We start from the raw sequence: 19111 nt of genomic DNA on the forward strand, positions 1-19111 counted from the left end.
TTGAAAAGTTTATTTTTAAGCTAAATTCTTATTGTAAAGACCGCCGCGTAATTTGTAGACAATAGGTTCAAATGCGACTCCGCGTTCAAAAGCATCTTCTATGTCATTGCTGACAATCATTGCATCCCGTACGAAATGTGCTGCACTTTCTACGCTTTCTTTTAGAGTGTAACCATTGACGACACCTGCTGTAAGTACGCTGGTGAAAAGATCTCCTGTACCATGCATGTGGTATGGGAGTAGATTAACTGCTACTTCAAAGTAGGAATGATCTTCGCTCATTGCGCAGTTATACAAGGAGTTTCCTCGAACGACACCTGTTAATACCACATTTTTAGCACCCATTTCAATAATTTCAGCGCAGAGTTTGCGAGAAGTGTCACAATCAACTTCTCCGTCTACATAATCCCTTCCTGTAAGGATATAAGCTTCTGTAAGGTTCGGAGTGACGATATCAGCAATTGAAGCAAGATCCCGCATCGTATTGCACATTTCTGGTGTATAAGTTTTAATAATTACGCCATTATCGCCCATTACAGGGTCGACTATTTTTAATGAGCAGTTGAAATCCAACATGAAGTTTTTAACGATTTGGATTTGCTCTGCCGAACCCAAGAATCCACTATAAGCACAATCAGTCTTAAAACCAATTTCTTTCCAATGATTGATAATTTCATCCATTTGCGGAGTAAAGTCAAAGAATTTGAACCCAGGCAAAAGAGTATTTGTAGATAATATTGCAGTGGGAAGAGGGCAAACCTCGATTCCAGCCGCTGATATTACTGGAATGGCAACTGTCAGTGAGCATTTACCATACCCGGACATATCGTGGATTGCCACAACCCTTGCAAGTTTTTGTTTCATATTAAAATCATCCTCCATTATTTATTTTATTACGTTAAGATAGTGAGAAGAGATCATTATGTAATTTAGGGGTTCCAAAAATCATAATTATATTATACAATAAATTTGGTGCTTTTGAAATGTACAGAAAGTGCAATTTTAATAGGTACAGTTCAAAGGAGTTATCTTGTCATATTGATTTTTATAAGTAGTAGGACAATATGAGGACAGGAGAGTTGCCCCACTAAATTCCTGTACCGTTAGAGATGATAAGCAGAACTTTATCATGCAAAAAAAATAGAAGGTAGGAGAATTAGTATGAAACAACAATCTCTCAATCAAACAAAACAACTGGTCTATGCAGCATTGGGCATTGCCCTCGTTTTTGTTTGCACGGTATTTGTAAATCTTCGTCTTCCCATTGCCGCTAATGGCGGTTTAGTTCATTTGGGGAATGTGCCCCTCTTTATTATCGCCATTGTTTACGGACGCCGGTTTGGCGCTTTGGCGGGAGGAATCGGCATGGCTCTTTTTGATGTGGTGGGCGGCTGGTTTTTATGGGCTCCCTTTACGCTGGTCATTGTTGGTCTCATGGGGTATACGATCGGCGCTATCTGCGAAAAGCACCGGACTCTGTCAGCTTATGTCCTGGCCTTGACGGCGGCTTGTCTCATTAAAGTGGTTGGTTATTATGGTGCCGAAGGAATTATTTACGGCAATTGGCTAGCACCGATGGCATCGATTCCCGGCAATCTTGTCCAGATCGGCGTAGCGGCAGTTATCGTGTTGCCTGTTCTGGCCAAGTTGAGAAAGAATGTGCCTGTTTCTTCATGGGCAAGAGGTCACAAATAAAAAAGGATTCTAGTGCAAAAAAACACAAAGCCAAAGATGCTCTAACTTTCAGTAGAATATTAGGATGAAGGTACACACTCAGTGCAAGAAGAAAGATCCATTCTGGAAGCTTGGGTTAATCGGGTGAGTAAAATAAACGGTACTGCAAATACTTATAAGTAATTGCAGTACCGTTTATTTGTTTTGGGAGGATTAGGATTTATGCCGAAAGTTTTGATATTATTACAAAAACAGATAGCTCGTACCTTTTTTTGTAACTCTTTTAACCGTGATGTGGTAATACTCCTGATAGCCAGCATTGCTATTGGGGGGGCGATGGCCGGAGCATTGGCCATGACGGCGAATACCTACTTTTCGGAAACCATAACTTCACTAGTGGGTGAATATGGGGAATTTGATTTCCTGATTAATGTACGAGAGGAAGCAAAAGAAGACGGACGAGCGCAGATTGAAAATGTTATAAATCAAGTGTTTCCCGGTGCGAGTCTAAAAGAAGGCCCAACCTTAACGGGGCTGACAAGTTTTTTAGTTGGTGTACCTGCCGAATACAAAACAAAGCAGATATATGAGACGGTTGATCAAATATTTGGCAGTGTTCCAGGGCGGTCAGGAATCAGCATTATGACCGAACCAAGGATAACATTAAAAGCGGTACCCGATGGAGCTAAAGATTTAGTCATTGATCAGGTGATGCAAGTCAATGGAGTGTTGTTTGCTTTCCGAGACGGGGGATCGGTTACGGTCTTGGTACAATCATTGGCACAAGCTTCAACGGTAAATGCTGACATAGAACGCCTTTTAGGTCAATATCAATTAATCGATATAGCTTTTCCTGTTGGCAGTGAACCCGAAAATCCGATTCGCTTAGGTGAACAGCTTGCTGATGCGCTTCGGGCCGATAGGGCGGTTGGTTTTGCCGAAAGCGTATCTGCTGATACTAAGCGCAATGACATGACTTATTTTGTTAGCACTATGATAGAACTCAGAAAGTTCTTAACCGCCTACGCAACAAAAACTATCATTCGTTTGGCTGCAGGTGTGACCTTGCGTCCAGGTGATGTAATTGCATTTCAAGGAGCATCACCCAATATTGTTGCCCCAGGAACTGCTGTTGATCCAACTAATGTTTTGGCACAAGTAACAGCTATAAAGGGCAACGGTATAGCCGAAGGCATGGTCATTCAAGGCGATGCCAAGCAGTTACATGAAGGCCAGGGTTTTTTAGTTAGCGGCTCTACGATTACTTCACCTATTGGAACCGCAACTTTTAATAATCCCCGGAGTGAACTTGGCAATGCGTTAGGAGAGACATCCAAGCTAGTCACTCAAATACCTGGATTTGCTCAAGATGCACAGAGCATGATCGGAATCGCCAATAAATCTCTTGATAACTATAACATCAGTTTGGGAGCCGTTGAACAGACATTAACCAGTTTAGGTAATGCCGGAGCTACTCTCCAAGCAGCTACTAGCGGGTTAGCAGGTTTAGACACGAGTGCGATACAATTGCAGCTAGGCAATTCGGCCCAGGCAATGGGGAACCTTGTGAATACGCTGCAAGTGATTCGTCTGATAAATTCGGATGTTGCGTCATCTATTAATGAAATGACTGCGATGCAGCAAAATCTCACGAATCTTCAAACGCGGCTGCGTACGCTGGACAGTGTCGCAGCTGACGCTCGACGGGCTCAGGCTGCCATCAACAATATCAAGGACAACGGTAGCAGTACAATTGCCAGTTTACGAAATTTTGATACAGAGGGGGCACGTCAGACCCTCAATACAACCGGGGGACGTCTTGGGCAATTGCAACAATTTAACACACCACTAGTGGCGGCACAGTTGCAGTACCTTGAGGCTGCCGTGCCAAATTTAAGCGATGAAGAGATTAGCCGGTCTGTCAAGCTTATGGATCAGTTCATTGCCGGTCAGGTTATACCCAGCCAGCATCTGCAAATTCTGACAAAAAGCAATGTTGCCACGGAGCTGGCAACGCCTACGGTCTATAAAGTAGTCGGGCATACAAACGTATCGCTGTATAAATCATCATTAGGAGTCATAGAACCAGATCCCCGTGCCGAAGTAATGATGATTTTGACCCAGGTAAAAGCTGTCTTAGCTGGACTAGTCTCGCTGGTTGCAACCATTGCGTTCTTAACCTTAGATCACACTGCTGTCATGACCGTAATTAGGAGAGAGCGTACTGTTATTCGAAAGCCGCCAGCCAAAGGCTGGAGAAGGCTATGGGGAGGGATTGAAAATGTCTTTACAGCTCCCGAATGCCTATACGGTATGGGGATTGGCGCATTGCTTCTCACTATTATGTTTGCTTTATCAGGTGGCGGTATTCCATATATGCCATGGATAGGAGTACCTATTTTGGGAGCTGCCTTGGGTTTATTCATAGCAAATAATGCAGAAAAAATCAACCCTGTTGCGAGTGATGAAATTAGTGCTGGCGAAGCGCTGGGATTATCATTTGACGAGATTATGCGTGAGATTGTAATTCCTAATGCCCGTCCAGGCTTACTACAAAAGCTAAATCGACGAAAAATGAAATTTAAATAAGCGGGTGCTATCATGCTTGTCATTGAAGAATTACATAAACGATTTGGTAATTTAAAAGCAATAGATGGTTTAAGCTTGTCAGTTAATATCGGAGAAATTCTTGTCCTGATGGGGCCGTCGGGTTGCGGCAAGTCCACGACGATTCGAACGGTTAATCGTCTAATTGAACCCGATCAAGGCACTATTCTGTTTCATGATACAAATATCCTTACGCTGGAACCTGATGAGCTGCAAAAAATTCGCAAGCGTATAGGATTTGTTTTTCAGCATTTTAATTTGCTTGGTCGATTAACTACTTTGGAAAATGTAATGTTTGGCTTAGTAATGAGTGGAATGGATCGTGATACTGCGCAAGGTAAGGCGACCGAAGCATTAACTAAGGTTGGAATGGAAGGGCATTTATATCATAAACCAACCCAATTGTCTGGCGGTCAACAGCAGCGTGTGGGCATTGCCAGAGCATTGGCTTATGAGCCGGAGTTGATGATGTGGGATGAACCAACAGCATCCCTGGACCCCATCTTGGTGCGAGAGGTATTGGTCGTCATGGAAGAGCTGGCACGGTATCGAGCCAGTACTATGATAGTCGTGACTCATGAACTATCTTTTGCTTTGCGGGTTGCGGATAGAATTGTACTCATGGATAAGGGCAAATTCGTAGAAGAAGGAAAGCCTTCACAGGTATTTGTTAATCCCACTTCGGACATCGGACAGAAATATAAGGAACTAATTGAATATCAGATGAATACGAGTGCCCAGAGTCTTTCAGGTAAAAGTAAAGCGCACCAGTAATTTGCATTTATAAAGAGAAAATTTGAGTAAAGGACGATATGATATGTGTAAGAAAATGATTTTAGCAGGTGAATCATCAGGGATAAGGGAGCAAAGATTATCCTTAAAGCCGCAGGAAAAAACTTGGGGAAGTTAATCGTCGGGCTGACCTTCATAGTGCCATTGTGCTTACAGTTGAATTCAATCAACTTTTTATGATTATATCTTAATTTAGGATAATGTTTATGAATAAGAAAGGTGATATCATGGGGATATATGTTCGGTTATTCCGTTACATAAAGCCATATAGATTGACAATAGTAGTTGCCCTAGTTTGCACGATTTTAGCCTCAGCGGTTAATCTCTATTTACCGAAAATTATTGGAGATGTTATTGATAATGTGTTGGCGACAAAAGATACTGATATGCTTAACTTAATTGCAATCAGTGTTATTGTCTTAATTGTACTCCAAGGTATCTTTATGTATGGCCAAACATATCTTATGGCTTACTCTAGCCAAAAGATCGTTATAGATATTCGCAGAGCTTTGTATCAACACCTACAAAGATTATCGATGTTATTTTTTGAAAAACGTCCGATAGGCACAATCATGAGTTACATTACTAATGATGTGGCTGCGCTACAAACAGCTTTAGTTAGTAATGTAATTGATTTCGTTAGTCACTCAGTAACATTGATTGGGTCAATCATATTGTTGATCTATATAAACTGGAAACTTTCTTTGTTGATGTTTATTAGCTTCCCGCTTATCTTATATACGTTAAATGTGTCCGGCCATAGAATGCGAGTAAAGAGTCGGACTTTACAGGAGCGCACTGCCGACATTTCTGCATTCCTTCAGGAAAATATCTTAGCGATTAGGGTTATTAAGTCATTTTCCCGAGAAAACTACGAATTAGAGCAATTTGATAAGGAAAATAACCGTAATTTTCAAGCGCAAATGAAGATTGTTCAAGTGATGGCTATTATTACACCTATTATTAATATACTCTCAACCATTGGCATTACAGCTATCATTTGGTTCGGTGGACGCGAAGTGATAAACGGCAACTTAACTTCTGGCTCTCTTATATCCTTTCTCGTATATGTGATCAACCTACCCACTCCTGTCAAGCGCCTAAGTAATGTATATGCAGATATCCAACGTGCATTAGCAGCTGCGCAACGAATATTTGAAGTGATTGATATCGATCCGGAAGTTAAAGATGTAAGGGGTGCTAAGGAGTTACCATCTGTAGACGGATACTTAACCTTCACCAATGTTTCATTTGAGTATGAGGAAGGTAAGCCAGTTTTAGCTAATGTCTCATTTGAAGCCAGACCGGGAGAGCTAATTGCTTTAGTGGGACCTAGCGGTGCAGGCAAAACAACGGTAGTAAATCTGATCCCTAGGTTTTATGACCCTATAGACGGTTCAATTAGTATTGATAACATCAATATCAATACAGTTACATTGCAGTCCCTTCGTGAGCAAATTGGTATTGTGCCCCAGGAAACGATCTTGTTTAATGGAACAATTTATCAAAACATTTTATACGGAAATTTGGGGGCTTCAAAGGAAGATGTTATTGCTGCGGCAAGGTAGCAAATGCTGACAACTTTATTATGGAAATGCCTAATGAATATGAAACTCCGATTGGGGAACGAGGAACACAACTATCTGGTGGGCAACGACAGCGTATTGCGATAGCCAGGGCGGTTTTAAAGAACCCACGCATACTTATTCTTGATGAAGCTACTTCAGCTTTGGATACTGAAAGTGAACAGTTAGTTCAGCAAGCGCTTGATAGACTTATGAATGGACGAACATCTTTTGTTATTGCTCATCGGTTATCTACTGTGCAACGTGCCAATCTGATAATTGTCATGGACAAAGGCAAGATTGTTGAGCAAGGAGATCATGACACACTAATCAAAGCAGGTGGATTATACAGCAGATTGTACCGTATTCAATTTAATACCTAAAATAAATTTGCGAGAGTATAACACCCAAACTAACTTTCTATTTCGTGTTTTAGTATCATCTGTCTATCAATCAAACACATGTTGAGTGTGCTGCGTTGATGAGAGGAGGTAGGCTGATGTAGCTGGGGTATTAGGTTTATAAAAAAAACATGTATGTTTATGTTCGCTCAGGCTTAGGATTGAGCGATTTTTTTGTTGGGGGCGACGACACCCTTACAGTTTTAAGGCTGAGACACTAGTTACGTGCAGGGGAAGATCGAATTAAAAACCGGGGAACTAAGAGAGAGGCAGTGTCATAATGACCATAAATTTATTAAAAATGTGCAAATTTACTAAATTGCGGAGGTGAAATGTTGAACAATGCCGAATAATAATGCCAAATAATATTAAAATTTTGGGAATCGGTAAATTACAGGAGGTATCCTTTTATGTTGAATCAAACTGTTCTGGCGCTTGGAAAAAAGCGCTCGACAATTCGTGAAATCTTTGAATTTGGTAACCAGCGTGCAAAGATTGTTGGTCGGGAAAATGTCTTTGATTTTTCGATTGGCAATCCCAATGTACCTGCACCAAATTCAGTGCAGCAGGCAATTTGTGACATAATTAATACCCAGAACCCAGCAACTGTTCATGGCTATACTTCGGCGCAGGGGACCGAAGATAGTCGTGCAGCAATTGCGGAGTCCTTAAATGCACGTTTTGGAACCGATTATTCGGCAAAGAATCTGTATCTCACTGTTGGTGCTGCCGCATCTATTTCAATATGCTTTAAAGCACTAACAGCTTCGCCAGAGGATGAGTTCATTGTTTTTGCCCCCTATTTTCCAGAGTATCAGGTGTTTATCGAGCACGGATCTGGTGCTAAGTGTGTATTAATCCCAGCGCAGGAGCAAGACTTTCAGATTAACTTCGAAGAATTCGAGAGAAAGCTAAGTCCTCATACGAAGGGGGTTGTGATTAATTCACCTAACAATCCATCCGGCGTAGTTTATTCGGATGAGACTGTCTGTCGACTGTCTGCACTTCTCAATAAAAAGGCCGAGGAATATGGTCATCCGATTTATTTAATTTCTGATGAACCTTACCGTGAGATTATTTATGATGGAATAGAAGTTCCGTTTATCGCACCGAAATACAAGAATACTTTGGTTTGTTATTCTTATTCTAAGTCTTTATCTCTTCCCGGTGAACGCATTGGTTATGTTCTGGTGCCTAACGCGGTAGATAATTTTGAAGACGTATATGCTGCTGTGTGCGGTGCAGGACGAGTTCTGGGCTATGTTTGTGCACCAGCGCTATTTCAGCAGGTTATTGCTCGTTGTGCAGCGGATACGGCCGATCTTTCTATTTACGAAGAAAATCGTAAACTTCTATTTGAAGGTTTGACTTCTATGGGTTACAACTGTATAAAACCAGAAGGTGCATTCTATCTGTTCCCGCAAACGCTGGAAGCGGATGATTATGCATTCTGTGAACGCGCCAAAAAGTATGATCTATTGCTCGTGCCAGGTGCGGATTTCGGTGCTCCAGGACATATGCGAATTTCATACTGTGTGCAAACCGAAACTGTTCTGCGAGCTCTGCCTTTGTTTAAAAAATTAGCAAAAGAGTATGGACTATAAAAAAACAAGAGCTTATCTTTCGAATTTTATATGTATGCTTCGCCTAGAATTACATTGAACTGCACCTCAAATATTAGACTACAAATCTAATATTTGAGGTGTAGTTTTTATATGATAAAAATGGGACTTACACTGGTGATTTTAAGGCATCTGTAATAGAATATATGGATAAAAGAGGTTTGTCCGCCAGAGCCAATATAATGTTATTTTTATAGTCAGGGAATTGATTCATATGGCAGAGGGGATAAAATAAGGCACTAATGAGGATAATAAAGGACATTGATATAGTTAATAACGAGGTGATGTAAATGAAAAAATATATCTTGAGTTTTACGCTTATTTGCGTCATAGTTACTATATGCTTTTTATCTGTGACGAAATCGGTGCATATAGGTTATGACACTGATGTGGGGCAAATCATGCATGTGGTCACAGCCGATATGAAGCACGAGCGCACAATTTCATGGAAGACGTTAAATTTTGGTGAGCCAGGAAATCTGGAGATTCGACCCAAGCAGTCGCAAAATATCACAGAGGTCAAGGCAGAAGCAGTAGAGCTACCTACGTATAATGGAGGCAAACACTTTGGGATTTATACGGCCCATGTTACCAATCTTACGCCTGGAACTGACTATGAATATCGTATTTCCGTTGGCAAACGGGAATCTGCATGGATGGATTTCAAGACGGAGGCGGAGGTAACATCATTTAAGGCACTTATTTTTGGTGATTCACAGTCATTAGATTATAAGGATTGGGCGAAAACAGCTCAGACTGCATGGGAAAAAAACGGAGATGCGGCGTTTTTTGTTAATATGGGGGATCTCGTTGATAATGGTCAGGACGAATGGCAGTGGAATGCCTGGTTTGATGGAGGAGCGAAGCTTTTGAAGGCAATACCTGTAGTTCCGGTCATGGGAAATCACGAGGCATATAGTCTCGATTGGAAGATGGCCAAACCCGATTACTATCTTTCGTTTTTCGCCTTGCCACCGAATGCTCCCGCAGGCCTGGAACGATACGCTTATTCCTATGATTATGGCGACGTACATTTTATCGTACTCAATACGCAGTTAAATGAGTTACAGGAATGGTATCCTGATTTGTTAGAGCAGCAACAGAAATGGCTAGCAAAAGACCTTTCCCAAACGCAGAAGAAGTGGAAGGTGGTTCTTATGCATCGTGGTATTTGGACGCAGCCTTTCAATGGGCCTCTTGATGTGATTGGTCAAAACTTTGTGCCAGTGTTTGATAAATATCATGTTGATCTCGTATTTACCGGACATGTACATTCCTACGCACGCACCAAGGCTCTGAGAAACGGCAAGCCCGACCCTGCCGGGACTAACTATATTACGACAGGACGTAGCGGCGACAAGGTATGGGATAAGTCCCCACAAAAACCGATGGATGAGAGTTATTATAACCCACTGGATATGCCCAATTACCTTGTATTTGAAGCCTCGAATGATGCTCTTAAAGTTGCTGCTTTTAAGCAAAGCGGTGAGCTTATTGATCAAACAGAAATAAAAAAATAGCAATAGGCTACTAGAAACAAGAGTTAATCAAGCATTTAGGTGGAAATCTTACGGTTCACGAAGATGAAAAAACGGACAATGGCAAAGCCCCCATTTGTAGAAATTTCAATGAAACTACAAATGGGGGCTTTTGCCATATCTTAAATGATTTATTCTAGCTTGGCGTTTTCCTGCAAAGTAGTAAGAATGACTTTATAAGTCAAAATCTGACCCTACTGCTGCTTATTGCCAGAGTTACCGTGAAAGTACTTGACATATGAATCTTGGACCCAATGTATCAGTGCTTTTTCAGAATCATTTTGATTTTTCCCGCTATACATGTCTGTTGTTATTTGGTGATCTTTTGACCAGTAATAAATTGTTTCTCCCACACAACCAATTGCATAACCATGATCTTCAGGAATAGTAATTATATTTCTGCCCGAAAACTCTGGCGGTGAAGGAATTCCTAATATCCCTAAAAGTGTCGGTGCGAAATCAATCTGACTTGCGAATGTTTTACTGCTAAAATCATCAAAAGGCTGCAAATTTTTGCTAACAAAGATGAGCGGGATGGGAGCTGGGCTTAAACGCAAATCGTCTTGCCCAAGGCGCGTATAATTATCGTTCTGACTTGGATGAGGATTATGATCACTCGTAATAACAATAAGAGTCTTATCGTCCATCAAATTTCGCTTTTCAAGATCGTGGAAAAATTTTTTTAAGGTAATATTCTCCCAGTATATTCCTTTAAGGTAAATGTTTTTATCTTGCTCCTTAATATTTGCTGGAATATCATCTTCAGAAAGTCCGCAATATGGAAATGGTTGATGGGAATCTATCGTCTTAGTTGCTATAAAAATTTTATTATTTCGGTTTTGTTCCAATATCTTAATGGTTTCTTCATACATTACGTCATTATGGAATCCCCAGCCACTGCTTCCTGTATAGCCCTGTCTTTCTAAATCTTCTTTTGCCCTGTAAGTATGCATCCCAAAACGTTTTTTATATGCTCGGAATTCATCATTATAGTATTGGCTAGTTGCCTCCAGAAACACTGTATCATAACCGTTAGTTTCAAGTGTTTTGAATAACGTTACATTATTTTCAAAAGATTGATCATCGGAATAGATCGACTGGGAGAGAAATATAGAGTTAAGCCCTTGAGTAGTAGGTTTATTCGAAGTATAATAATGATCCGAATGAGGATATTTAGCCACTAAACCATCCCAAAATTGGGTTGTTTCCATTGGAATTCGTGAATTATAGAAATGCAAATAATCTCGATGAAAGGATTCAGCGATAATGACAATTACTTTTTCATATGGAAAAGCTTTTGGCGAGGAAGTAGGTTTTTCGCTAACAGCAATTTCTAATTCCCTTAATAGCTTGCTTTCCTGTGCAGAAAATGCCACGCGGTAAAGCTGATTGGAGGCGGTCACATGACTATCGTCATTTCGCAAAAATTCTCGCATAAAGTTGACAGTAACTGACTCGGTAAGCAAATAGCGGGATAGGTTTCTGGATGTTTCTATTTCTGCTTCCTCATCAAAACCTTCTTCTTTCAATGCTTTTGGATATACGTGGGCTGTGGCGAAATTAACAAGATTAGCTAAAATACACATTGTTATAATAAGGATACCAGCATTTTTTGTGTGAAAATTATGCATCCTTTCCGGTGCGCGAAATAATAACATAAGAAAGAGAAAACTTATAAGTATGCCAAATAAAATAGTTTTATCTGTAGTATAAAGTACACCTGTTATTGAATAATTATTTAAATTATCAAATAACACCTTTTCAATATGTGTTGATGTAACGAAAAAGTATATGGTATCACTATAAAAAATCAAAATAGTAAAAAAATATGATAAAAAGTATACGGTTTTGGATAGTAGATTATTACGTTTAGTATATAGGTAGCCAGCTAATAGTACGAATATAATATTATTAATCACACCTGTAAGAGCTGACATGATAGTTATTACACTAAAGTTTAAATTTAATGAATTAATAATAACCATCGAAATGCCTAACCAAAGAACTGCTAGAATTACTATTGGGCAGTATGCTTTTGCAGTTTCCTTAATCCAAGTAATGTGTTTTCGGAAAAACATAAATATACTTGCCAATAACAAATCACGAAAAAGAGCATTGCATACATCGATAGCGAGTATTCCTATCGGAATTTCCGGTTCTCCGCTGTAGAATCGAAACGCAAAAAAAACCTCTAGACAAAAAATAATGGCTATTCCGGTAATTTTATTTTTATGACGGAGAAATGTTTCTTTGAAAATTGCCTTTTTAATTGTAAAACTCCCCTTTAAAATGTCTCTGAGATATAGTTTTGACTAGTTATCATTTAATTGTATATTCAATATATTTCTACAAATACCTCTACACAATTTCAATATTACAGCAATATTATCCTTTCGTGAAACAGTATCAACCAGCTGACATGTTGAGTTTGTGGCGTTGATAGTAAAGAAGTAGGCTGGTTCTAAAAGGTTTGCTTTCTAACTTTTTAGATAATTCTTTTAATAAAGAAAAAAGAGGTTTATCTTGATAAGAAAGATAAACCTCTTTTTTCTTACTTTTATGGAAATTTTATTGCTATAACCCAAGGGAAAATTATTGAGTGTTTAAATCTTTGTTTTTTTCTTAGTAGCAGTATCTCTAACAGCGGTCTCAATCTGATTAATAATCTCTTCTGTACTAGGTTCCGAATCAAAATACCCATAGTACTCAGCTTTCTTCATTGGAATTTCTCCGACAACTCTATTTTTATCAGGTATGCCGGGAGTTGCTTTCAAATCTCTGTTTTCAGCCATTATAACATCTCCTTTGTAATATAGGATGCCAAAAGTAAATGAAAAAGTTGCATACCACCTGCTATTAGAGTGTCATTTTTTTATATAAGATAACAATTTTGAGTATCTACATGGGAAAGTTATAGAAGCTTGATATCTTCGCAGTAAAGTCCAATTGAACACAGTGGATAAAACAAGATCGGATAAAAATAGCCAGGTGGAAGGATTTGACAAATGGGCGGCGAAAATATTCTCAATAGATTAAAAAGGGGGCTTGTGTTTATGAGATTTGTTTCTAAATCGGTAGCGGTCATTTGCGTATTATCCTTGCTGATTACATTAATGACTCCGTTAAATGGTATAGTTCAGGCAGCATCGGCTCGGCCAGATAAGAGTAGTGTTGGTATGGTCATGTCTACCCAAAAAATTGCCAACGATATCGGCATGCAGGTGTTAAAAGACGGTGGAAACGCCATTGATGCAGCTGTGGCGGTAGGCTATGCATTGGCAGTTGTCCATCCGGTAGCTGGTAATATCGGCGGGGGCGGATTTGCTGTCATCCACACGGTGGCAGGGGACAATGTTACTTTGGATTTCCGGGAAGTTGCTCCAGGAAAAGCAACTCGGGATATGTATCTTGATAAGGATGGTAATGTCATTCCCAACGCCAGTGTAGAAGGGTATCTAGCAGCTGGGGTTCCCGGAACGGTTGCTGGCTTAAGTGCTATGTTGAATCGTTATGGCAGCAAAAGCTTAGCTACGTTGATTCAGCCGGCCATCAATTATGCGGAAAATGGATTTAACGTTACTGCCCGTCAGGCAGAAACCTTTAATGAGTATGCTCCTCGACTGACGAAATTTGCTTCCTCCAAGCAGTACTTTTTAAAATCTGACGGGTCTAACTATAAAGAAGGGGAAGTCTTAATACAAAAAGATTTGGCAAAAACCCTACGATTGATTGCGCAGAAGGGACCTGATGCATTCTATAAAGGTGAGATTGCTGAACTTATTGCAAAAGATATGGCAGCCAACAGAGGTATTATTACAAAAGAAGATTTAGCTAAGTACAAACCAATATGGCGGGAGCCGGTAAAAGGAACCTATCGTGGATATGATATCATATCGATGAGTCCCCCTAGTTCCGGTGGTACTCACATCGTACAGATTTTAAATGTATTGGAAGGTTTTGATTTAAAATCCATGGGTTATGGATCCTCCCAGGCTGTTCATGTTTTGGCGGAGGCTATGCGGTATGCTTACGCCGACCGTTCCGAGTTCATGGGTGATCCCGACTTCACTAAGATTCCACTAAAAGGTTTAACATCTAAAGACTATGCGGCAGAAATTCGCAGTAAAATTGACATGAATAAGGCGACTCCTAGCGCAGACGTGAAGCCTGGGCAGCCAGCAATGCATGAAGGAACCAATACCACTCATTATTCCATTGTGGACAAATGGGGCAACGCTGTATCTATTACCTATACGATTAATGATTACTACGGCTCAGGAGCAGCAGTGAAAGGTGCAGGATTCCTGTTAAATAATGAAATGGATGATTTTTCGATTAAACCAGGTGTTGCAAATATTTACGGGTTGGTAGGCGGTGATGCTAACGCCATTGAGCCCTATAAGCGTCCACTGAGCTCGATGTCGCCAACCATTATTCTGAAGGACGGCAAGTTGTTTATGGTCGTCGGCAGCCCAGGTGGTTCCCGGATCATCACTACGGTACAACAGGTCATTTCCAATGTTATTGATTATGACATGAACATTCGTGAGGCGGTAGATGCTCCTCGGGTACATATGCAGTGGCAGCCAGATGAACTACGGATTGAAAAGAACGGTTTGGTAAAAGATGTTGTTGATAATTTGACCGTTATGGGCTACAAGGTGGTTACTAGAGGTAATATGGGTGATGTCAACGCAATCCTAATTGACCCATCCAGTGGTATTATGTATGGTTCTGGTGACCCACGCAATGAATTCTAGTTCTAAATACAAGGGCAAAACCTCGAAGGTTAGCCTTTTCCTTTCGATCACCGATATATTTTAATTTGATAAATATGTTTTATTTTCGTCTAGACTTTGGTCTAGACGAAATTTTTACGGAATCAGAAAGTATAACACTTTCTTGATTCCAAGTAAGAACGACTAAGGCTTCTGCCTGCGTCCGAGGACTTGGCACAAGCCGAGTCTTTTCTTATGTGGGGTCCACACAGTTAAAAAAATAGCATCCTTTTTTGCATATTTCTTCAGAGATCTTAGTCAACCACTTGGAAATTTCATTAGTAGAGTAAGAGTTATGATAAAGGTGTGATAAGACAAATTAATATTTAATAAAGTGATATATATAGCACAACGCATAGATAGGATAGGAGGAAAGTAAATGAAGGATATTATAGTTATTGGTGGTGGATGGGCTGGATGTGCAGCCGCCATCAGTGCAAAAAAAGCTGGAGCAAAAGTAACTTTATTAGAAAGAACAGACCTATTATTAGGGCTAGGGAATGTTGGTGGACTGACAAGAAACAATGGAAGATACACAGCTGCAGAAGAATCCATTTTATTAGGTGGCAGGGAATTATTTGAAATTACAGATCGCCTTTCACGGCATAAAAATGTTGATTTTCCAGGGCATAAGCATGCAAGCATATATGATGTAAATTTTATTGAAAGTGCTGTAAGAAGAAAATTACAAGAAATGGAGATTGATATTTTATTTTATACCACAGCTAAAAATGTTGAAAAAGAAAATCAAAAGATAAAGTCTCTTATATTAGATGATGGAAACAAAATTACTGGGGACTGCTTTATAGAAACCACTGGGTCTACTGGTCCAATGAACAATTGTCATAAATATGGAAACGGTTGCGCAATGTGTATATTAAGATGTCCTACCTTTGGTGGCAGGGTGAGTATTACAGAAAAATGCGGAATTAAGGATGTGATGGGAAAACGAAATGACGGAACATATGGGTCTTTTAGTGGTTCTGTAAAAATAAATAAAGAGACCTTAAGTAAAGAACTTCAGGAAAGATTGAATAGAGAAGGGGTGGTAATCATACCGCTTTCTTCTGAAGAAAAGAATTTAGAAAAGCTAAATATAAAAATATGCCAACATTATGCGTTAGATGCCTTTTCGGAGAATATAATCTTACTTGATACTGGGCATGCAAAATTAATGGCACCATTTTATCCTATTGAGAAACTGAGAAAAATCAAAGGATTTGAGGATGCTAAATTTGAAGATCCGTATTCTGGAGGGGTAGCGAATTCCATAAGACATCTGTCTATTGCACCTAGAGAAAATACAATGAAGGTAAAGGAAATCGAAAATCTTTTTGTGGCAGGAGAAAAAAGTGGATTTCATATCGGACACACAGAAGCTATTGTTACTGGATATTTAGCAGGTCATAATAGTGTAAGAAACGCATTGGATATGCCTCTAATAGAATTACCAAATAGTTTAGCTATAGGAGACTTCATATCTTTTTCTAATCAAAAGATGTATGAAAAAGACGGAGATAAGTTGAAATTTACTTTTGCTGGATCGGTTTATTTTGAGAGAATGAAAGCAGCAAATTTGTATTCAATCGATCATAAGAAACTACACGGTAGGGTAGAAAAGACTGGATTACTCAATATGTATGATGAAAAATTGTGCTAAAGGTGTAATAGATAATAGATTGATTTAAAGGTAAATGTCTTGTATTTATAACATATTATAGGTGGGTTTATATGTTCGCCTAGACTTCGGTTTAGGCGGATTTTGTATCAGAAAGCTCTATTGTTGTATTGTCCTATCATTTATCTTTACAAAAAAAAGTTGACATAACAAGTATAAAATGATATTATGTGTTTCCGGCTTTAAATGGCCAATGGCGATTTGATAGTAATTAAGTTTATATCTAATCCTGCGCCATCACAAATTTTAGTTATATGCGGGTGTAGCTCAATGGTAGAGCACTAGCCTTCCAAGCTAGCTACGAGGGTTCGATTCCCTTCACCCGCTCCACGTAAATTTAAATTGAGATAACACCCAAAACATCTACCATAAATTACTTGTTGAAATAGTAGTTGGTTGATGATATTATTTTAAGTCCTGTGAGGATTAGGACATAGATCAGCTGGAAAATCACCAGCATTCGATTCTTCTTGTATTTATATAGATTTAGTGACGATAGCTGTGAGGATCCACCTGTTCCCTTATCGAACACAGTAGTTAAGCTCACACACGCCGAAGGTACTTGGTTGGAAGCGACCTGGGAGATTAGGTAGTTGCTAATTTTTGATGATTCCTCGATAGCTCAGTTGGTAGAGCAATCGGCTGTTAACCGATCGGTCGTAGGTTCGAGTCCTACTCGAGGAGCCAAATATCGCGGGATGGAGCAGTTGGTAGCTCGTCGGGCTCATAACCCGAAGGTCGTAGGTTCAAGTCCTGCTCCCGCAACCAACATATTTAAAATACGGTGGCTATGGTGAAGTGGTTAACACGGCGGATTGTGGTTCCGTTATTCGAGGGTTCGAGACCCTCTAGTCACCCCAAATTATTATCAAATAGGGGCGTAGCCAAGTTGGTAAGGCAACGGACTTTGACTCCGTCACGCGTTGGTTCGAGTCCAGCCGCCCCTGCCAGCATGGAGCGGTACTCAAGTGGCTGAAGAGGACGGTTTGCTAAATCGTTAGAGGTCGTAAGGCCTGCGTGGGTTCAAATCCCACCCGCTCCGCCATTTTTTTGATCTAGAAGATTTCACAAAATCTAGTCAACTTTAGAAACGGGAAATTGCGGTATTGCTTTTATGCAGTATTGAGGAAAGTCCAGACTGCCACGACCTGTGATGGTCGTAATGTTCGTGCCCATCGCAAGATGGGGCAGAGCTAGACTCTGACGACGACGAAATCGACTCACGTAGCCGAAAGTAGTTATAAAGTGCACAGAAATGAGTAGGTTGGCGACAACCTAGTGAAAAAAGGTAAACTCCACGAGGCAGAAACCCAAATTTGGTAGGGGAGCTTCCTTAAGGGAAATGAACCAAAAGGAAGAACGCTATTATAGCGTTAGATAGATAATTTCCTAAAACAGAAACTGGCTTACGGTTTCTAAAGAAGACTGTTTTGATATATGACTCCGTAGCTCAGCTGGATAGAGTATTTGACTACGAATCAAAGGGTCGCAGGTTCGAATCCTGCCGGGGTCACCATTATTTGCCGCGATAGCTCAGTCGGTAGAGCAGAGGACTGAAAATCCTCGTGTCGACAGTTCGATTCTGTCTTGCGGCACCATGCTGGTGTAGCTCAATTGGTAGAGCAGCTGACTTGTAATCAGCAGGTTGGGGGTTCAAGTCCTCTCGCCAGCTCCATGAAAATACGGAGGGATTCCCGAGTGGCTAAAGGGAGCAGACTGTAAATCTGCCGTCATTGACTTCGGTGGTTCGAATCCACCTCCCTCCACCATAATTTTCTTATGATCCACTAGCTCAGTTGGTAGAGCACCTGACTTTTAATCAGGGTGTCCCGCGTTCGAGCCGCGGGTGGGTCACCATTTTATGGCCCGTTGGTCAAGCGGTCAAGACACCGCCCTTTCACGGCGATAACGGGGGTTCGATTCCCCCACGGGTCACCAAAATATGGGTGATTAGCTCAGCTGGGAGAGCGCCTGCCTTACAAGCAGGATGTCGGCAGTTCGATCCTGTCATCGCCCACCATTTAGTTCTTACAATTAATATGGCCCAGTAGTTTAGCGGTTAGAATGCCGCCCTGTCACGGCGGAGGTCGTCGGTTCAAATCCGATCTGGGTCGCCATATGCGGAAATAGCTCAGCGGTAGAGCATCGCCTTGCCAAGGCGAGGGTCGCGAGTTCGAATCTCGTTTTCCGCTCCATTTATAGTTTAATAAAAAAACTCGAAGATGTATTGACATAGTAAAACAAAGATGATATACTATGAAAGTCGCCTAGATTGAGCGACGGTGTGTTCCTTGAAAACTAAACAATGTAAGTAAGGTTAAAATAAGCCAGATGTGCGGTACTCGTTTGAGTACAAAACAAAGTTGATCCACTTCGGTGAGATTAACAAAAAGCTAGTTTTTTAAAGAGCCATCAAGGTTCTCTAATATAATTTATTGGAGAGTTTGATCCTGGCT

Annotated in this window: 10 protein-coding genes, 15 tRNA genes, 1 rRNA gene, 1 other RNA gene and 1 pseudogene; 25 read left to right on the top strand and 3 right to left on the bottom strand. The window is 40.4% G+C overall.

All coding sequences use genetic code 11. The features are described 5' to 3' along the window. Positions 1-15: 15 nt before the first annotated feature. Positions 16-864: a pyridoxamine kinase gene (locus QSJ81_RS24805; protein WP_285720003.1), complete on the bottom strand. Its 849-nt coding sequence runs from the start codon at positions 862-864 to the stop codon at positions 16-18. A gap of 297 nt (positions 865-1161) precedes the next feature. On the opposite strand from QSJ81_RS24805, the gene QSJ81_RS24810 reads away from it, so the two are divergent. The 6 genes and pseudogenes from QSJ81_RS24810 to QSJ81_RS24835 all read left to right on the top strand — a co-directional run bounded on the left by QSJ81_RS24810 (position 1162) and on the right by QSJ81_RS24835 (position 10181). Next, positions 1162-1695: an ECF transporter S component gene (locus QSJ81_RS24810; RefSeq protein WP_285720004.1), complete on the top strand. Its 534-nt coding sequence runs from the start codon at positions 1162-1164 to the stop codon at positions 1693-1695. 201 nt (positions 1696-1896) lie between these two features. Next, a complete protein-coding gene (locus QSJ81_RS24815; RefSeq protein WP_285720005.1) occupies positions 1897-4263 on the top strand; it encodes a PepSY-associated transmembrane domain-containing protein in 2367 nt (788 codons plus the stop codon). 12 nt (positions 4264-4275) lie between these two features. After that, entirely contained in the window at positions 4276-5055 is a 780-nt protein-coding gene (locus QSJ81_RS24820; RefSeq protein ID WP_285720006.1) for an amino acid ABC transporter ATP-binding protein, read from the top strand. Positions 5056-5300: 245 nt separating this feature from the next. Further along, positions 5301-7021: pseudogene (locus tag QSJ81_RS24825) on the top strand (ABC transporter ATP-binding protein). Positions 7022-7449: 428 nt separating this feature from the next. Beyond that, positions 7450-8643, top strand: coding sequence for a pyridoxal phosphate-dependent aminotransferase (locus QSJ81_RS24830; protein WP_285720007.1), 1194 nt, complete (start codon positions 7450-7452; stop codon positions 8641-8643). 308 nt (positions 8644-8951) lie between these two features. Continuing rightward, positions 8952-10181, top strand: a complete 1230-nt coding sequence (locus tag QSJ81_RS24835; protein WP_285720008.1) for a purple acid phosphatase family protein — start codon at positions 8952-8954, stop codon at positions 10179-10181. Between the two features lie 212 nt (positions 10182-10393). On the opposite strand, the gene QSJ81_RS24840 is transcribed toward QSJ81_RS24835, so the two are convergent. Next, a complete protein-coding gene (locus tag QSJ81_RS24840; RefSeq protein WP_285720009.1) occupies positions 10394-12277 on the bottom strand; it encodes an LTA synthase family protein in 1884 nt (627 codons plus the stop codon). 525 nt (positions 12278-12802) lie between these two features. Beyond that, positions 12803-12991 carry a hypothetical protein gene (locus tag QSJ81_RS24845; RefSeq protein ID WP_285720010.1) on the bottom strand — a complete coding sequence of 63 codons (189 nt, stop codon included), beginning with the start codon at positions 12989-12991 and terminating at the stop codon, positions 12803-12805. 261 nt (positions 12992-13252) lie between these two features. On the opposite strand from QSJ81_RS24845, the gene ggt reads away from it, so the two are divergent. The 19 genes from ggt to QSJ81_RS24940 all read left to right on the top strand — a co-directional run bounded on the left by ggt (position 13253) and on the right by QSJ81_RS24940 (position 18850). Next, positions 13253-14959, top strand: coding sequence for a gamma-glutamyltransferase (ggt, locus tag QSJ81_RS24850; RefSeq protein WP_285720011.1), 1707 nt, complete (start codon positions 13253-13255; stop codon positions 14957-14959). A gap of 397 nt (positions 14960-15356) precedes the next feature. After that, positions 15357-16637 carry an FAD-dependent oxidoreductase gene (locus QSJ81_RS24855; protein ID WP_285720012.1) on the top strand — a complete coding sequence of 427 codons (1281 nt, stop codon included), beginning with the start codon at positions 15357-15359 and terminating at the stop codon, positions 16635-16637. Between the two features lie 274 nt (positions 16638-16911). Next, positions 16912-16985: transfer RNA gene (locus QSJ81_RS24860), tRNA-Gly, on the top strand. A gap of 155 nt (positions 16986-17140) precedes the next feature. Beyond that, positions 17141-17257, top strand: a 5S ribosomal RNA gene (rrf, locus tag QSJ81_RS24865). Positions 17258-17266: 9 nt separating this feature from the next. Beyond that, positions 17267-17342, top strand: a tRNA-Asn gene (locus QSJ81_RS24870). Between the two features lie 5 nt (positions 17343-17347). Further along, positions 17348-17423, top strand: a tRNA-Met gene (locus QSJ81_RS24875). Between the two features lie 16 nt (positions 17424-17439). Then, positions 17440-17515: transfer RNA gene (locus tag QSJ81_RS24880), tRNA-His, on the top strand. 14 nt (positions 17516-17529) lie between these two features. Further along, a tRNA-Gln gene (locus QSJ81_RS24885) sits at positions 17530-17605 on the top strand. Positions 17606-17609: 4 nt separating this feature from the next. Then, positions 17610-17700: transfer RNA gene (locus QSJ81_RS24890), tRNA-Ser, on the top strand. Between the two features lie 41 nt (positions 17701-17741). Further along, an RNA gene (gene rnpB, locus QSJ81_RS24895) (RNase P RNA component class B) lies at positions 17742-18069 on the top strand. 25 nt (positions 18070-18094) lie between these two features. After that, positions 18095-18171 (top strand) — tRNA-Arg (locus QSJ81_RS24900). Positions 18172-18177: 6 nt separating this feature from the next. Then, positions 18178-18253 (top strand) — tRNA-Phe (locus QSJ81_RS24905). A 1-nt stretch (position 18254) separates the two neighbouring features. Further along, positions 18255-18330, top strand: a tRNA-Thr gene (locus tag QSJ81_RS24910). Positions 18331-18339: 9 nt separating this feature from the next. After that, positions 18340-18424, top strand: a tRNA-Tyr gene (locus QSJ81_RS24915). A gap of 12 nt (positions 18425-18436) precedes the next feature. After that, positions 18437-18512, top strand: a tRNA-Lys gene (locus QSJ81_RS24920). Between the two features lie 6 nt (positions 18513-18518). Then, positions 18519-18593: transfer RNA gene (locus QSJ81_RS24925), tRNA-Glu, on the top strand. A gap of 6 nt (positions 18594-18599) precedes the next feature. Further along, positions 18600-18675: transfer RNA gene (locus QSJ81_RS24930), tRNA-Val, on the top strand. Positions 18676-18696: 21 nt separating this feature from the next. Further along, positions 18697-18772 (top strand) — tRNA-Asp (locus tag QSJ81_RS24935). 3 nt (positions 18773-18775) lie between these two features. Next, positions 18776-18850, top strand: a tRNA-Gly gene (locus tag QSJ81_RS24940). Positions 18851-19111: the final 261 nt, after the last annotated feature.

This window comes from Pelosinus sp. IPA-1, assembly GCF_030269905.1.
In the GTDB taxonomy this organism is placed as follows: Bacteria; Bacillota; Negativicutes; order DSM-13327; family DSM-13327; genus Pelosinus.

Bases quoted from the DNA above. Each gene is read 5' to 3' on its own strand.
- QSJ81_RS24815 (WP_285720005.1), top strand. From the start codon at position 1,897: ATGCCGAAAGTTTTGATATTATTACAAAAACAGATAGCTCGTACCTTT.
- QSJ81_RS24845 (WP_285720010.1), bottom strand. From the start codon at position 12,991: ATGGCTGAAAACAGAGATTTGAAAGCAACTCCCGGCATACCTGATAAA.
- QSJ81_RS24835 (WP_285720008.1), top strand. From the start codon at position 8,952: ATGAAAAAATATATCTTGAGTTTTACGCTTATTTGCGTCATAGTTACT.
- QSJ81_RS24840 (WP_285720009.1), bottom strand. From the start codon at position 12,277: ATGTTTTTCCGAAAACACATTACTTGGATTAAGGAAACTGCAAAAGCA.
- ggt (WP_285720011.1), top strand. From the start codon at position 13,253: ATGAGATTTGTTTCTAAATCGGTAGCGGTCATTTGCGTATTATCCTTG.
- QSJ81_RS24810 (WP_285720004.1), top strand. From the start codon at position 1,162: ATGAAACAACAATCTCTCAATCAAACAAAACAACTGGTCTATGCAGCA.
- QSJ81_RS24820 (WP_285720006.1), top strand. From the start codon at position 4,276: ATGCTTGTCATTGAAGAATTACATAAACGATTTGGTAATTTAAAAGCA.
- QSJ81_RS24855 (WP_285720012.1), top strand. From the start codon at position 15,357: ATGAAGGATATTATAGTTATTGGTGGTGGATGGGCTGGATGTGCAGCC.
- QSJ81_RS24805 (WP_285720003.1), bottom strand. From the start codon at position 864: ATGAAACAAAAACTTGCAAGGGTTGTGGCAATCCACGATATGTCCGGG.
- QSJ81_RS24830 (WP_285720007.1), top strand. From the start codon at position 7,450: ATGTTGAATCAAACTGTTCTGGCGCTTGGAAAAAAGCGCTCGACAATT.